At 58.8% G+C, this 15,203-nt stretch carries 13 protein-coding genes and 2 pseudogenes; 5 read left to right on the top strand and 10 right to left on the bottom strand.

The window, feature by feature from the left end; translation table 11 throughout:
* Positions 1–80 precede the first annotated feature (80 nt).
* The 3 genes and pseudogenes from NVV94_RS12610 to NVV94_RS12600 form a co-directional block, all read right to left on the bottom strand.
* Positions 81–236 carry a hypothetical protein gene (locus tag NVV94_RS12610; RefSeq protein ID WP_258447449.1) on the bottom strand — a complete coding sequence of 52 codons (156 nt, stop codon included), beginning with the start codon at positions 234–236 and terminating at the stop codon, positions 81–83.
* Positions 237–658: 422 nt separating this feature from the next.
* Positions 659–1,315, bottom strand: a complete 657-nt coding sequence (locus NVV94_RS12605; protein ID WP_258447448.1) for a hypothetical protein — start codon at positions 1,313–1,315, stop codon at positions 659–661.
* A 656-nt stretch (positions 1,316–1,971) separates the two neighbouring features.
* Positions 1,972–2,073: pseudogene (locus tag NVV94_RS12600) on the bottom strand (glycine/betaine ABC transporter substrate-binding protein); the annotation flags it as partial.
* Between the two features lie 286 nt (positions 2,074–2,359).
* Between NVV94_RS12600 and NVV94_RS12595 the strand changes: the two are divergent.
* Positions 2,360–2,803, top strand: a complete 444-nt coding sequence (locus tag NVV94_RS12595) for a hypothetical protein (RefSeq protein WP_258447447.1) — start codon at positions 2,360–2,362, stop codon at positions 2,801–2,803.
* A gap of 289 nt (positions 2,804–3,092) precedes the next feature.
* Here the strand turns inward: NVV94_RS12595 and NVV94_RS12590 are convergent, their stop codons facing one another.
* Both NVV94_RS12590 and NVV94_RS12585 read right to left on the bottom strand, forming a co-directional pair.
* Positions 3,093–3,224, bottom strand: coding sequence for a hypothetical protein (locus tag NVV94_RS12590; RefSeq protein ID WP_258447446.1), 132 nt, complete (start codon positions 3,222–3,224; stop codon positions 3,093–3,095).
* Positions 3,225–3,406: 182 nt separating this feature from the next.
* A pseudogene (locus NVV94_RS12585) lies at positions 3,407–3,643 on the bottom strand (hypothetical protein); the annotation flags it as partial.
* A gap of 211 nt (positions 3,644–3,854) precedes the next feature.
* Here NVV94_RS12585 and NVV94_RS12580 point away from each other — a divergent pair.
* The 4 genes from NVV94_RS12580 (at position 3,855) to NVV94_RS12565 (ending at position 8,547) form a co-directional block, all read left to right on the top strand.
* Entirely contained in the window at positions 3,855–4,619 is a 765-nt protein-coding gene (locus tag NVV94_RS12580; RefSeq protein WP_258447445.1) for an alpha/beta hydrolase, read from the top strand.
* A 153-nt stretch (positions 4,620–4,772) separates the two neighbouring features.
* Positions 4,773–6,563 (top strand): acyl-CoA dehydrogenase, encoded by a 1,791-nt coding sequence (locus NVV94_RS12575; RefSeq protein WP_258447444.1) that lies wholly within the window; start codon positions 4,773–4,775, stop codon positions 6,561–6,563.
* Positions 6,564–6,637: 74 nt separating this feature from the next.
* On the top strand, positions 6,638–7,585 hold the full coding sequence (locus tag NVV94_RS12570) for a transporter (protein ID WP_258447443.1): 948 nt from the start codon (positions 6,638–6,640) through the stop codon (positions 7,583–7,585).
* Between the two features lie 266 nt (positions 7,586–7,851).
* The gene (locus NVV94_RS12565; protein WP_258447442.1) at positions 7,852–8,547 is read left to right on the top strand and encodes an alpha/beta hydrolase; all 696 of its coding nucleotides are present in this window, start codon (positions 7,852–7,854) and stop codon (positions 8,545–8,547) included.
* 140 nt (positions 8,548–8,687) lie between these two features.
* On the opposite strand, the gene NVV94_RS12560 is transcribed toward NVV94_RS12565, so the two are convergent.
* The 5 genes from NVV94_RS12560 to NVV94_RS12540 form a co-directional block, all read right to left on the bottom strand.
* The gene (locus NVV94_RS12560; RefSeq protein WP_408733470.1) at positions 8,688–9,935 is read right to left on the bottom strand and encodes an OprD family porin; all 1,248 of its coding nucleotides are present in this window, start codon (positions 9,933–9,935) and stop codon (positions 8,688–8,690) included.
* A 102-nt stretch (positions 9,936–10,037) separates the two neighbouring features.
* Positions 10,038–11,501, bottom strand: coding sequence for a benzaldehyde dehydrogenase (locus NVV94_RS12555; protein ID WP_258447441.1), 1,464 nt, complete (start codon positions 11,499–11,501; stop codon positions 10,038–10,040).
* A 37-nt stretch (positions 11,502–11,538) separates the two neighbouring features.
* The gene (locus NVV94_RS12550; protein ID WP_258447440.1) at positions 11,539–12,873 is read right to left on the bottom strand and encodes an aromatic acid/H+ symport family MFS transporter; all 1,335 of its coding nucleotides are present in this window, start codon (positions 12,871–12,873) and stop codon (positions 11,539–11,541) included.
* A gap of 44 nt (positions 12,874–12,917) precedes the next feature.
* Positions 12,918–13,997, bottom strand: a complete 1,080-nt coding sequence (locus NVV94_RS12545; protein ID WP_258447439.1) for an enolase C-terminal domain-like protein — start codon at positions 13,995–13,997, stop codon at positions 12,918–12,920.
* 35 nt (positions 13,998–14,032) lie between these two features.
* On the bottom strand, positions 14,033–15,202 hold the full coding sequence (locus tag NVV94_RS12540) for an alpha-hydroxy-acid oxidizing protein (RefSeq protein WP_258447438.1): 1,170 nt from the start codon (positions 15,200–15,202) through the stop codon (positions 14,033–14,035).
* Position 15,203: the final 1 nt, after the last annotated feature.

Below are 15,203 nucleotides of genomic sequence, written 5' to 3'. Positions count from 1 at the left end.
TTTCGGTCGGCGTCCTGCGCAGTTGCTTTATGCCGAGCGACACATAGGCGGCCACAGCATCTTCAGGTGTGAAACGAGAATTATTCGTCCGACCTTTGTGGCGAATTTTTCAGCGCATTTTCAATCGCTTCGTCCAAATAATCCACCAACTCACCTTTATAGATTGCATGCTCTATACGGGCGTGCTCGACCACCTGTGGGTCTTTGGACTTAAGACTGGTACGCCATTTTTTCATGGATGTGTTCCAGCAGGTACAGTAATTCCCGGGAGATTTCTAATGAGGCCATCGTTTGGGTTCCATGATTGGCTTCAAGAAGGATTCTTTGCGGGGCGGTTAAAGCCAGCAGCGCAATTGGCTAAAGGGCAGTAATATCAACGCAATTTCTACGCCACATGAAATCGAGGGCATAAGAAAGATAGTGCCAGGGCCCTAGTGCTCAACGTTCGATTCAGATTTTTCAAGACGAAAACATCGATCCCAAAACTATCCATTTCAGAGGCAATTCCCCACAAGTGGGGAGGTATTAGCGATAGCTGACAATCGAGACCGTCCAAGGATTACACCTGGACGCCGCCGACCACTCACGCGCAGCCATGGCAGATATGAAAAAGCCCCGGTCTACTGTCTGTAAACCGGGGCTATTTCATATGACCATGCTAAGCGCTAGCCACGTCAGGCGCTTTGTCCCAGCCGTTTTCCCTGGCCTCGAGGGTTTTCTTCGACCATTGAGTGAGCAGCATCATGCTGATAAAACCAACGACGATCAGCAGCGGATAAGCCGCCATCAGTTCGAGCAAGGAGTATTTCCAGGCCAGCGGACGGCCAACACCGAGCATCGCTGCATAGAACCAGGAAACGGCGGAAAAGGCACCACTGAACACGGCCAGTGTCCGCATACCGACGCTCAGGTCGAGCAGCGAACCGACACGCTGAACCGCAGGCAGCACGGCTGAGTGCAAAACGAATCCATTAAGCGTCAGGAGCATCACAACGGCGATCTTCGCCTGGAGCTTGGGATTTTCGAAATACACCAATCCCTTGTCGACAAGATCGATACCGATGATGGCGAAACCGGTGACCCACAGCATTAACAATGACCATGAAACTGTTTTTTGCAAACTTGTAAGGTCATGAGCATCACGTTCAGAACAGCGTTCAGCCTTGAACAACTGCCGGACCATGGCGATGTCACTGGTCACAACCGAACCGATAGCGACACAGCAAGCTATCAGGTGGGAGTACACAATTCCTAAGCGAAGAAACTCCAAAAATTGTTTATCTGCCAACAGCGTGGATATCATTGAAAACCCCATGGCGACCTCACTAATTGTTTATATCCCGACACATCAGGTGTGTGCTTAATTGGTTAATCACCCTACCAGTATGAAAACTGGAGCGTTATGAAGGCTCGTTTATCTGAAAGCATCTGCCGATTAACTTCAACTCATATGAATGGACTCCTGTGTTGGGTCCGGAAACCCGCACAACGGGATCATCATCTATATTATTGTTGGTAGGCACTCGGCCTACGGCAGCCACCCAAGGTCAGAACGACAGGCTGCAAAAGAGTTCACAATTTTGACAACGCTGCCGACGAACGGAAAAAGGTCATCCCTGCACCAACCACCTTTGTCGGCATGGAGAAGCCCTATATAGACAGGTCTGCCTGCCAATGCTTGCGTCCAATCAAAGAGTCATGATCCCGGATCCAATCAGCACAGTTTCTTCAGTTAATTGTGTACGCGTGCTTTTGCATAGGATCCTCTCTTCAAAGAGGTCGCGTATATTTTAAATAACCCGTGATTGGCGACATCATTGATCAGCAGCTAAAACGTTATGTTTCAATCCCTGTAGAGAATGCTTTAATTATTATTATCGAAATCATTACCGCGTTTAGTCTTGCGTCGGCCCAAACAGGTCCGGCGCTTTATTCGTACGGGTTGAGTTATCCGCCGCAAAGGGCAGCCCGTCAAGGCACCCGATTGGCCTTGGCAATTTCCACGGCGGGCTTGCCGTCCCGCTTGCTGACGCCCGCCAGCCAGGTTTCAAGCACTTGCGGGTTGGCCTTGATGTCGTTTTTGACCCGGCGGTTCGACTCCCGCTGCCTTCCGCCATTTCTTTGCATCAACGTCTTCTGTAGCAGCTGCCGTAAGGCTGCGTCCGCGGGTGTGATATTTTGCGCTGGCAACTGGTCGTTCTTCTTCAATATCAACGCTTTCATGAGCCCTGGATTAACTCCCAGGCAGGCTACTGTGCCGTGCAGTCGCCGCCCTGGAGGAGATCAACTTGATGTATTCCTCGGCAACTGGATGCCGACCAGAGTGCAAATCCAGGCAAGCCCCAGCGTCGACGCGAATATGAACAAGGCACCCGCCGTGGCGACCGACGACAGCGACAAGGCGGCTAAAACACTCGTCAATGCTTTGAATAGTGATAAATTCAAAGCAATCAAAGATGAAGTAGCCACTTACGACCTCACTTCAATCAGCCAGAGAGAACTGGTTACACTGGGGCGATTATTGTATGACGCGGACTTGATCGACCGAAGCGTATTTTCTGGATTCATTTATGCAGACGGCGATTTCGACGCGTCAGGGAGACAACAAAACCAGGACAAGCTCATTAATGCCTATGCTGTTTTTGAACGTCAACTTGCGGGTTCAACTGCAATCGTCGCGAGCGGTGACTCGTCCGCCCAGAACGGGGTGGACTCTTTGACAAAGCTCAATCAGGTGACTCGCGCCCTTGCCCAATTTACAATACCAGACAGCAATAACCTGTCCATCAGTATCTTTGCCTGACCAGAGACAGCGACTCGGCGATCCGAGTCGCTGTCCAACGCTGCTACAGGTTATGCCGGTAAGTACCACTATAGAAAACCGCCCCGAGTGAATCATTACTTAGTACAAGCCGATACGTACCGTTACGGGTTATTGTTGACAGACTACCGGAGCTGGACTCTACCATCGACTGCCACGAGCCATCGACCTTCCTCTCCAGTCGTAGCGTAGGTTTTTGACCTCTGCGAACATTCACCGCGAACTCGATCACTACTTGGCAGCGCGCTGGCGTCTGGGTTGTGAAGGGACCCTATGCAACAAAAGTAGCCCCGGCCGCCAGACCCGCAGATTGGAAAGGACCATTAATAGATGTGCAGGCTGCAAAACTGGAGCCCGAAATCAAAAAAAGCGAAAACAGCATCAGAGAAATATATTTATTCATTGGACCATCCTTTATATACACAGGGTTAAAGACACAGGCGTGTGCCTCAATCCAATTTACGAGTCTCAAAGACGATGCGGTGATAATTATGTACATTCTCTACAGATATAATTGAGCATAAAAAAAGCCCGGCGGGTAAGGCCGGGCTTTGGGGTGGGGTACTGCAGATGGGCGACTCATGCACGATGCTGGGCCAGACGATCGGAGCCACCTTCAGCGACGCGATTCTCGATCAGGCGATCGGAACCACCTTCAGCAACGCGATTCTCGATCAGGCGATCGGAGCCACCTTCGGCGACGCGTTGTTCAATCAGGCGATCCGAACCGCCTTCGGCAACAACCGGTTGAGCCGAGGATGCGGCGAAAGCGTTGGCTGCCAGTACCGAGAAAGCAAAGCTGAGGATGAGTTGGCGTTTCATGGTGGTGTGCTCCGGGTGTATTGGGTTGGTATGGAGCAGATGTTACGCGCCAGGATTTTTAAGAGAACTTCATTGGGTCGATGGTGACAATCGATGTAAATGATAATGGTCCGGGAGCAAGATTCCATGTCGGCAGAACGGGGACCGGCTTTTCTTTTCTGGCCACCCTGTGCTACATCTCGCAGGGATGCCCCTGATGGGAGCCAGCCTCATGCTTCGAACCGTCATTTTGCTCTTTGCACTGGTTGTAGCCTTGTACCTTGGGCTTTGTGCCGCCTTGTTCGTATTTCAGCGTTCCCTTATCTACTTTCCGCAACCGCGCACCCTGAGTATCAACGCAACGATTCTCAAGCTGCCTGTTGCCGACGCTCAGGTGCTGGTTTCAGCCAGGCCCCACGAGGGTCCGGATGCGTTGATCTACTTCGGCGGCAATGCCGAGGATGTAACGCGTAACCTGCCCGCCTTTTCCCAAGCCTTCCCCAATCAGGCGATCTACCTGCTGAACTACAGAGGCTTCGGCGGGAGCTCCGGATCCCCCTCCGAGGAGACAATCCAGCGCGATGCCCTTGCCTTGTTTGACATGGTCCACGCAAAACATCCCAATACGGTGATCGTGGGACGCAGCCTGGGTACGGGCGTTGCCATTCACCTTGCAAGCCTGCGGCCCGCATCACGCTTGATCCTGATCACGCCGTACAGCAGCCTGGAAGATCTCGCCGCGATAAAAATGCCCTTGTTTCCAGTGAGGTGGCTGCTCGAGGACAAGTTTGAATCGTGGAAGCAGGCATCTCGAATCACTGTCCCTACGCTGTTGATCGTGGCCGAGCACGACGAAATCATACCGCGTGCAAATACCGAGAAACTCTACCGGCATTTTCCCACGGGCATCGCTTCGCTGAAGGTCATTGCGGGCACTGATCACAACTCGATATCGGAAAGCCCGCACTACTTGAAACTTCTCGCAAGCGGGATGTAATCCAGTTGTGTCTGCTCCCCACTCACCATGGGTGGGGCCGCCCGACGCCGCTGTCTGCTCTACTCGGCAACCACGCCAGCCAGCTGGCCACCCAAACCGTGCGAACGGCCGCGGCTGCTACAGTTTACCGATTGCCTACAGGGATACCCCGTCATGAGCCAATACACTGCGCCCCTGCGCGACATGCAGTTCATCCTCAATGAGCTCGGCCACCTCGACCAGGTCAGTCAACTGCCTGGCTGCGAAGACATCACAGGCGACCTGGCCGACGCCATCCTCGCCGAGGCCGGCAAATTCGCCCAGGGCGTGTTGTCGCCACTGAACGTCAGCGGCGACCGCGAAGGTGCCCGCTGGGTCGACGGTCAGGTGCACACCGCCACGGGCTGGCACAAGGCTTACCAGCAATTTGTCGAGGGCGGCTGGAATGCCTTGTCCTGTGAGCCGGAATACGGTGGCCAGGGCCTTCCCCGCCTGGTGTCGGCGTTGGTCGAAGAGATGTGGAACGGCGCCAACCTGTCGTTCGGCCTGTGCCCGATGCTGACCCGCGGCGCCATCGAGGCGATCGAGTTGCGCGGTTCGGATCTGCTCAAGGAGACCTACCTGCCGAAGATGATCAGCGGCGAGTGGACCGGCACCATGAACCTCACCGAACCGCAGGCAGGTTCGGACCTGGCCGCCGTGCGCAGCCGCGCCGAACCGCAGGCCGATGGCACCTACCGCGTCCATGGGCAGAAGATTTTCATTACCTACGGCGAGCACGACCTCACCGAGAACATCGTGCACCTGGTGCTGGCCCGGGTCCCCGGCGCACCTGAGGGCGTAAAGGGCATCTCGCTGTTCGTGGTGCCCAAGTTCCTGGTCGAGGCCGACGGTAGCCTGGGCGCGCGCAATGATGTGCGTTGCGTGTCGCTCGAACACAAGCTCGGCATCCATGCCAGCCCGACCGCGGTGCTGGCGTTCGGCGATAACAGCGGCGCGATCGGTTGGCTGGTAGGCGAAGAAAACCGTGGGCTGGAATACATGTTCATCATGATGAACGCGGCGCGCTTCTCCGTCGGCATCGAGGGCATCGGCCTGTCGGAACGCGCCTACCAGCGTGCCCTCGCCTACGCCCGTGATCGTGTGCAAGGCAACGAGATCGGCGCCGGCAGCCGCGACAAGGTCGCCATCGTGCGCCACCCCGATGTGCGGCGCATGTTGCTGTCGATGAAATCGCGCAACGAGGCCATGCGTGCCCTGGCCTGCCAGGTGGCAGTCGCCATGGACACCGCCCACCGCCATGGCGACCTGCAGCAGCGCCAGCACAGCCAGGCCTTTGTCGACCTGATGATCCCGGTGGTCAAGGGCTGGAGCACGGAAAATGCGATCGACATCGCATCCCTTGGGGTGCAGATCCACGGTGGCATGGGCTTCATCGAAGAAACCGGCGCCGCGCAGCACCTGCGCGATGCACGTATCACCACCATCTACGAAGGGACCACAGGCATCCAGGCCGCCGACCTGATCGGGCGCAAGATCGCGCGTGACAAGGGCCTGGCGGTGGGCCGGGTGATCGAGCGGATGCACGCGGTTGCGCAGCGTCTGGCAGATGACCAGGACCTGCAGGCGATCGGTCGCGCCCTGGGCCCGGGCATCGTGGCGTTGGAACAGGCCGTTGATTTCATCGTCTCGAGCTACGACACCCGGGTGGCGGTGGCATCGGTGGGCGCGGTGCCCTTCCTCGAACTGTTCGGCACGGTCGCGGGCGGCTGGCAGTTGGCCGAATCGGCGCTGGTTGCGCAACGCTGCCTGAAGGAAGGCCGCGCGGAGCAGGACTTCTATCGCGCCAAGCTGGTGACAGCGCGCTTCTATGCCGACCATATACTCGCCCGCGCCAGTGGCCTGGCGCATGCCGTGATCCACGGCGGCGACGCCGCGCTGGCCATGGACGACGAGCAGCTCTGAGGCCGTTTCGCCTTGCGCATGGACGCGCAGCCTCTAGACTCCACCCAATTGCGGGGTCCGAGTAGAGATGATCGATGACGAAAACCAAAAGGATTTTAGGGCTGCTGGTTCTGTTACCTGCAGCCGCGGCGCAGGCTGACGAAGGTGGCATCAGTTTCTGGCTTCCGGGCCAGTTCGGGGCCTTGGCCGCCGCGCCCACCGAGCCCGGCTGGAGTCTGCCCCTGATCTACTACCACGTCAGTGCCGACGAAAGCGCAAACAAACCCTTCCCCCGTGGAGGCCGGAGCACCCTGGGACTGGATGCCAAGGCCGATCTGCTGTTCGCCAGCCCCACCTATACCTTCGCCGAACCCTTGCTGGGCGCCCAGGCCGCGGTTTCGATGGTCGCCGCGGTGGGACGCTCCGAAGTAAGTGTCGACGCCACGATTACCGGCCCGCGTGGCCGGAGCTTTTCCGGCGGTGTCGACGACAGCCTCAACGGTGGCAGCGACCTTTACCTGTTGGGCACGCTGAAGTGGAATCACGGCGTGCACAACTTCATGGCGTACAGCATGGGTAACATTCCGGTCGGCGCCTACGACCCCGATCGTCTGGTCAATATTGGCCTGGGGCATGCCTCGCTGGATGCCGGTGGCGGCTACACCTACTTCGACAAGGAGAACGAATTCTCCGCCGTGGCGGGCATGACGTACAACTGGGAAAACACCGATGTCGACTACCAGAATGGCATCGATGCCCACCTGGACTGGAGCGCATCGCACTTTATCACCGGGCAGACGCACATGGGCCTGGTCGGCTACTTCTACCACCAGTTGACCGGGGATAGCGGCAGCGGCGCCACCCTGGGCGACTTCAAATCCAGGGTCAGCGGCGTGGGTCCGCAGGCCGGGCATTTCTTCAAGGTCGGCGAACAACTCTGGTACAGCAACCTCAAGGGTTACTACGAGTTTGATGCCAAGAACCGCGCCGAGGGCTGGAACCTCTGGTTGACCCTGGTGATTCCGTTGTCCGGCAAGCAGTGACGCCCACTATCGCGAGCACTTGGCTGAGCAAGAGCTTCGACTGGCGCTTAGTGCGATCGGAGGGCAGCGCTTGCTGGTGTGATAGTGGGGCTGTTCAGGCCAATGTATTGACCTTGGGAAACCTCGCAACGAACTCGGCATGCGGTCTCGGTGTGGGTCAGTCATCGAATGAGTCGAGCACAGTGTAATGGGCGGTGGCCGGATCATAAATGGATGACTAGGCTTGTCGTTGTCATGCCAATCCCCTCCTACGAAGGCGTTTAAAAATGGCAACTAAGCCGAACATCATCCTGGTTCACGGCGCGTGGGGCGATGCCTCCCATTGGCGCCACGTGATCCCGCTGCTCCATGGCGCTGGATATAAGGTGGTAGCCGTACAAAATCCCCTCACCTCACTGGCCGACGACATCGAACGTACCGGCAGGCTGGTCGCCGCGCAAACCGGGCCAACCCTGCTGGTCGGGCACTCTTATGGGGGCGCTGTGATCACCGGAGCCGGCAATGCGCCCAATGTGGTCGGGCTGGTCTATATCGCGGCATTTGCGCCTGACGAGGGTGACAGCCTCGGCAGCCTTTTTGCCCGCCGCGAGCCACCTGCAGGGGCTGCTGCAATCCGTCCCGACCAGGATGGTTTCCTCTGGCTCGACCAGGCCACCTTTCACCAGAACTTCGGCGCCGATCTCGATGCGACCGATGCCTTGGTGATGGCCGTGGCGCAGAAGCCCATTGCCGCACGTTGCTTCGAGGACAAGTGCGGTGCACCTGCGTGGAAGAGCAAACCAAGCTGGTACCAGGTGTCGGCCGATGACCGCATGATTCCTCCTGAAACACAGGCCTGGATGGCCGAGCGGATCGGGGCTAGACGGACGATTACCTTACAGTCCAGTCATGCGTCGCTGGCTTCGCATCCACGGGAGATTTTCGAGCTGATTGAAGAAGCGGCCAAGGGTTCGAACACCTGACACTCTCGCTCCCACGCAGAGCGTCATTAGTGTCCGGTAAAAAGTGAAGGGGGAGCATACTCCCCCTTCACTTTTTACCGGACACATGTGAGGCTGAGCGTGGGAACGAGAGTGTTTGTAGCCTCGGCTCAAGTGCATGACTACCAAAACGACCAGGTATAGGAAGTGATCAAACGGTTCTCGTCATAATCAGCGCCGTATCGGGTCTTGACCGTAATGTTCCGCCCCTCGAACCCCAGGCCCTTGAACGGCCCGTTCTGGATGACATAGGAAAGTACGAAATTGCGCTCGCTTTCCACGTCATCACTCAACCCGTCCGCTCGCCTGATGTCCGTGCCGCGCAGGTAACGGGTCATGAACTTCAAGCCCGGCACCGCCATCGCGGCGAAGTCGTAGTCGTAGCGCAATTGCCAGGAGCGCTCATTGGGGCGGATAAAAGCGACAGTCGACCAGTTCACCAGCGTCGGCTGCGGCGCATAGCCATTGAACGTCGGAAAACCCGTATCACCTATCATGCGCTGATAGCCCACGGTGAAAGTATGGCCGCCCTTGCGCAGCGATTCCAGGAAACCAATGGCCTGATTGTCGACAGGGCCGGCAACCTCTCGGCCCGTTTCCTTGCTGCTGTAGTAACGCACGTCCGACTTCAATGTATACCCATCGCCTAGGGCAGCCGTATGGGCCAGTGCCAGATAGTTCTGGTTGTAGATGTCTTCCAGTTGGGCGTAGTAATAGGTGCCATTCAAGCTGGGGGTAAAGTCATAGCGAGCCCCGGCAAAGTTGAGGCCATCGCTGGTTCCGGACGGGCTGCGTCCGAACAGGTAGATGTCTTCGCGATTGGAGGATTCACGCGTCGCGATCTGCCAGAAGCGCCCAGCGTTGAGGGTCAGTTTGTCCCATTCCCTGGATTCGATTGTCGCCCCTTCATAAGTGGTCACCAATTGACGAGAGTCATCCATGTACGCCACCGGCAAGGTTGGACGATGCTCGCCGACCTTGACCTCGGTTTTTGAGAAGCGGGCCTTGGCTGTCAACCCACCACGTCCGTAATCGTGCACGGGCTCGCCTTTGCTGGCATCGTATGGCAGGACCGTGTCGGGCGAGCGCCCGCCACCGCCGTCGAGGCGGTAGGCATATTGCACGCCCGCATCCAGGCCAAACTGCACCGCCCCATCGGTGTAACCGGACTTGACCTGCAGATCGAAACCTTGCGACCAGCTGCCGACTCGCGACCTTGGTGCATCGTTCTGGTGAAAATCGCGGTCCAGATAAAAATTGCGCAAGCCCAGGCTCAGATGACTGTCAGCCACCACATCGGCGCGGCTGGTCACAGGGATGAATATCGCCAGGCCACAGGCAAGACGAGTCAGGGTCTGAAATTTAAACACTGCGATGTTCCTTTGTTATTGTTTTACGCAGGCATGCCTCGCCCGAGCGATGCCGCGCGCGGCATCGCTTTCGATGAAGATTCGGGTACTGAGATGAAGCGGCTAGAACGGGTGCTGCGCCGGGCTATTGCTCAAACTGACCCATTGCCGCTCGGTGAACTCGTCGAAGTTCGCCGGGCCTCCGTAACGCCCGCCATAGCCCGACGCTCCCATGCCACCGAACGGCACCTGGAATTCGTTGTTCACGGTCTGGTCATTGATGTGGACCATCCCGCAATGCAGACGCCCTGCCCACTCATAGCCGGCCATGCTGTCGCGGGTATGGATCCCGACCGCCAGACCATAATCCGAGCTGTTGACCAACGCGATGGCCTCGTCGATTTCATCGAAGATCACCACCGGTGCTACCGGGCCGAAGATTTCGTCCTTGAATACCGACATGTCCGGCGTCACGTCAGTGAGCACCGTCGGACGGTAGAACAGATTTTCGTAGCGGCCACCGGTAAGGACACTGGCCCCCTGATCGAGCGCCGCAGTGACCAGGCCGTGCACACGGTCGCGCTGCTGGGCGTTGATCAATGGGCCAAGGCTGACCTGATCGGTCCAGGGGTTGCCGCAGACCAGGCGCTCGGCCCGTTCCTTGAGTTTGCGCGAATAAGCCTGCGCCACGCTGCGGTGAACAATATGCCGGCCGGTCTGCATGCAAATTTGGCCTTGATGCATGAACGCGCCCCAGGCACCGCTGGAGCTGGCCGCCTCGATATCGGCATCGCCGCAGACGATCAGCGCGTTGTTGCCGCCCAGTTCAAGGGAACACTTCTTGAGCATGCGCCCGCACTCCTCGGCAATGCTGCGCCCCACTGCGGTTGAACCGGTAAAGGCGATCATTTTCACGCGCGGGTCCCGGACCAGGGCGACGCCGGTATCGGCATATCCCGGCAAAACCTGAAAGACTCCGGCCGGTACACCGGCCATTTCGAACAACCGGGCGAGCAACAGGCCACCGGTGAAACTGCTGAACTCTGAAGGTTTGAGCAGCACCGCATTACCCAGCGCCAGGGCCGGCGCAATAGAGCGCAAGGACAGCAGCAGCGGGAAATTCCAGGGTGATATGACCCCGACCACACCTAAAGGCACCCGACGCCAGACGTTGGTCCTGCCAGGCACCGATGAAGGGAACAGCTCACCATTGGCCTGCATCGGCATGGCCGCAGCCATGTGCAATTGCTCGACGCAGGTATTGACCTCCCACTCGGCCTTGAACCGTACTGAACCGCACTCGCGAATATTCCACTCGATGAAGTACCCTGCGTTCTGGGCCAGCAGTCGCGCAGCCTCGCGCAGGGTGGCCGCACGTTGCTCGAATGAGGTAGCAGCCCAGGCCGTTTGCGCCTGGCTGGCGCGCATGCCCGCAGCGGCGACATCGTCACTGCGGGCAATGCCGATGGAGGCCAGCACCTCGCCCGTTGCAGGTTCGGTGACGGCGAGCCGATCACCTTGGGCAGTTTTCCATTCACCTGGATAGAAGCGATGGTTCCAGCGTTCCGATTCCATAAGCGCACGCATAGTGACATTTCCTTCTCGACTGTTATCGACCGACATCTCAAACACCCTCGCTTGGTTGCTGTACCAGCGGTAACGCACGTGGCTGGGCCACCAGCAAGACGGCGATCACCGCAATCAGCCCGGGAACGGCGAACACCAGGAAGTTCTGCTCGAATGGCAGGTTCAGACTGAACAGAAACCCGCCAAGCAAAGGCCCCGCCACCGCGCCGCAGCGGCCAATGGCAGCGGCCAGGCTGACGCCCGTGGAGCGAATGTGCGCCGGGTACAGATCTGCCGCAAAGGTGTGGATGACTGACAGGCAACCCACCGTCGAACCACCGGCCAGCAACAACAGCGCGTACAGCGAAGCGGCACCTGGCTTGATTCCGAGCAGGGAGATCGACACCGCCGCCAGGGCGAAGAACACCACCAGGGTCAACTTGCAGCCCCAGCGGTCGGCCAGGTAGCCACTTATAAGCGTCCCCGTCAGGGCACCCACATTCATGATCACCAGAAAGCCGATGCTCGAACTCAAGGGGTAGCCGCCGCTGTTCATCAGCTTCGGCAGCCAGGTGTTGAGCCCATAGACCATCAGCATGCACATGCCAAAGCCCAGCCACAGCATCAACGTACTGATCGCCCGTTCCCCCCCGAACAACGCCTTGAACGAAGGCCTGGCCTGGGTCGGGGAGGCTTCCAACCCGTAGACCACCGGCTCGCCGGGGCGATGTTGCGCATTGATAGTACGCAGCAATTTGCTCACATCGGCCTGACGGTTTTTTTGCACCAGGAAGGCCACGGATTCAGGCAGGGTCTTGTACAACAGCGGCAGCGCCAGGCAGGATAGCCCCGCGATATAGAACGGCGCCTGCCAGCCCAGTTGCGGGATGACGTAGATGCCGACCAACCCTGATAGCAACCCGCCGATTGCAAAGAAGCTCAGCATGAAGTTGATCAGGCGATTGCGGCAGGTCCCGGGCGACATTTCCTTGAGGATGGTAACCAGGTTCGGCACCACGCCGCCTAGGCCGACGCCGGTCAGGAAACGGCAGACCGTGAACTCGGTCGGGGTGGTGGTAAAGCCACTGGCCAGCGCGGCGAGGCTGAACAGTGCCACGCAGAACAGGATGATCTTGCGGCGGCGGAGGTGGTCAGCCAAGGTACCCAGGGTGAACGCACCGGCCATCATCCCAGCCATGGAGCTGGCCCCCAACACGCCGGCCTGGGATGGGCTCAGGTTCCATTCCGTCATCAGGTGCGGCAACACCGAACCATAGATGACCAGGTCGTAGCCATCGAACAGCATGATGAAGGAACACCAGAAGACCAGCAGATAATGAAACCGGTTGAGCTTTGCGGAATCGACGACATCGAGCACATTGACGTGACGCATGGCGAATACCTTTATTGTTATTGGTTTGGGTGTGGCGGTTGGATTCAGGCGGCGTAGCGCGCCACTTCGGACTCGCGCCAGATGATTCCGGCGCCTGGCAGGTCGCTGATGACTGCGTTGCCGTTGGCGAAGGTCAGGGTGGGTTCGAGAATCGCCCCGGCAATGTCCAGGCGTTCCAGCCAATGAGCCGTCGGCGTCACTGCCAACAGGTGCGCGCTGAACTCCTGGAACAAGTGACTGGATAGCGGCAGGCCAAACTGCTCGGCCAGGGCGCTGGCGCGCAACCAGCCGGTGACGCCGCCGATTTTCATCATGTCGGGCATCGCCAGGTCCGAGGCACCGGCCTGCAGTGACTTGAACATATCTTCCGCGCCGAACCAGTTCTCGCCCATTTGCACGGGCACCCGCAGCGCCTGACGAATGCGCCCATGCCCGACATAGTCATGCTGTAACGTGGGCTCTTCGATCCAGGCAATGCCTTCATCCTGCAGGGCCAGGCCCCGGCGGATCGCTTCGTTCACGTCCAGGCTCTGGTTGTAATCGACCATCAACCCGAATTCGTCGCCCAGCACCGTGCGCAGGCTGCGCACCACACGCAGGTCTTTTTCAAGGGTGGCGTAACCGATCTTGGTCTTGACCGCGGTGAAGCCCTGCTCCGCCGCATGCACGGCACGTTCGGTGGCCAGCTGCTCACCATCCAGGCTGTGGCTGTCATAGCTTTTCAAGGCCCGCGCTTTGCCGCCAAGCAATTCCACCAGCGGCAGCCCGTGGGCCTTGGCAAGGGCATCCCAGGCGGCCATGTCCAGCCCGGCGGCGGCCATGCGCACCAGCCCGGTGAAACCCAACAGGCAAAATCGTTGTTGCAAGGCCTGCTCCAGCGCCTGAGGTGCCAAGGGCTGATCGATGAGTAACTCAGCCAGGGTTTCAACCAACTGCTTGAGCGGCTTGAGCGCAAGCCCGGTATAGGCAAACACATAGGCGTGGCCGGTAACGCCGGCACTGGTCGCAAGGTCGATCAGTACCAATGGCGCTGTCGAGACTGTGCCGACGGCCGTGTGAATGGGGTATTGCAGTGGCGCGTTGACAGCCCGTGCCCGCAAGCCGGTTATTGTTATTGCAGCCATGAAGGCGTCCTCGTTGCTTGAAACGTGATTGCGACTCAACGGCTGTGACAGGCGCTGGCCGGTGCACTCAGGTGAGATGGGGGTATGAGGAAGTCGGGTGAAAGCTGACTGATCGACGGGCAACCGATGTGCGCCAGGGTGCGATCGATCTCGGCCTTGAGCAGGCGCAACACGTCATCCACGCCCGCTTCGCCGGCCGCCGCCAGGCCATACAGTGTCGCTCGGCCCAGCAACACCGCATCAGCGCCAAGGGTCAGGGCCTTGACGATATCGGCGCCGCTGCGAAAGCCGCTGTCGATGAGTACCGGGGATAAAACCCGCGCCACCGTGTCGGCCAATACCTGCATGGGCGAGATGCAGGCATCGAGTTGGCGAGCACCGTGGTTCGACAGAATCACCCCGTCGATGCCCATGGCAACACAACGCACCGCATCCTCAGGATCGAGAAGGCCCTTGACCAGCAGCCGATGCGGCCAGAGTTCACGCAGCCAGGCCAGCGCATCCCAGTCGAAGGTGGCATCCATTTGTCGGCTCATCAACGCCGCCTGCACCTCGAGACTTGAGGCGTCGACACTGGCGAAGTTGGCCAGCTGTGGCATGCCGTGGCGCAGCAGATCGAACGACCAACGCGGGTGCAGGCAACCTTGCAGCAGCACATCCGGGGTATAGCGCATGGGCATCTTGAAGTCGTTGCGCAGATCCCTCTCGCGGTAACCGTTGACGCCAACATCGGTGGTCAAGACCAGCGTCCGGTAACCCGCCGCCAGAGCGCGCTTGACCATCTGCTCGGCCAGGTTGCGATGCACTACGTAAAGCTGGAACCAGAGTTCGCCATCGCACTGGCGCGCCAGCTCTTCGATAGAGATGTTCGACGCCGTCGACAGTACGAACGGGATGCCGGCACGTGCGGCCGAGCGCGCCAGGGCCAAGTCGCCGTTGGCCCAGAAGGCGCCATTGAGACCGGTCGGTGCAATCAGCAGCGGCATCGGCAATGCCTGGCCAAAGAGCGTGGTCGACAAGTCCCGCTGGCTTACATTCACCAACCGTCGAGGGCGGAACCGCAGCCCCTCGAACACCTCGCGGTTGTGCCCAAGCCCCGTTTCCTGCTCCGCGCCTCCATCCAGATAGTCGTAGATCATCCGAGGCAGCCGCTTGCGCGCCAGACGGCGGTAATCTTCCACATTCAATGGCATCGAACGACTCATA

It is taken from the genome of Pseudomonas sp. LS1212, assembly GCF_024741815.1.
GTDB lineage: Bacteria > Pseudomonadota > Gammaproteobacteria > Pseudomonadales > Pseudomonadaceae > Aquipseudomonas.
The sequence above is the reverse complement of the archived record's forward strand: the minus strand, read 5'-3'. Positions and strand labels throughout refer to the sequence as shown.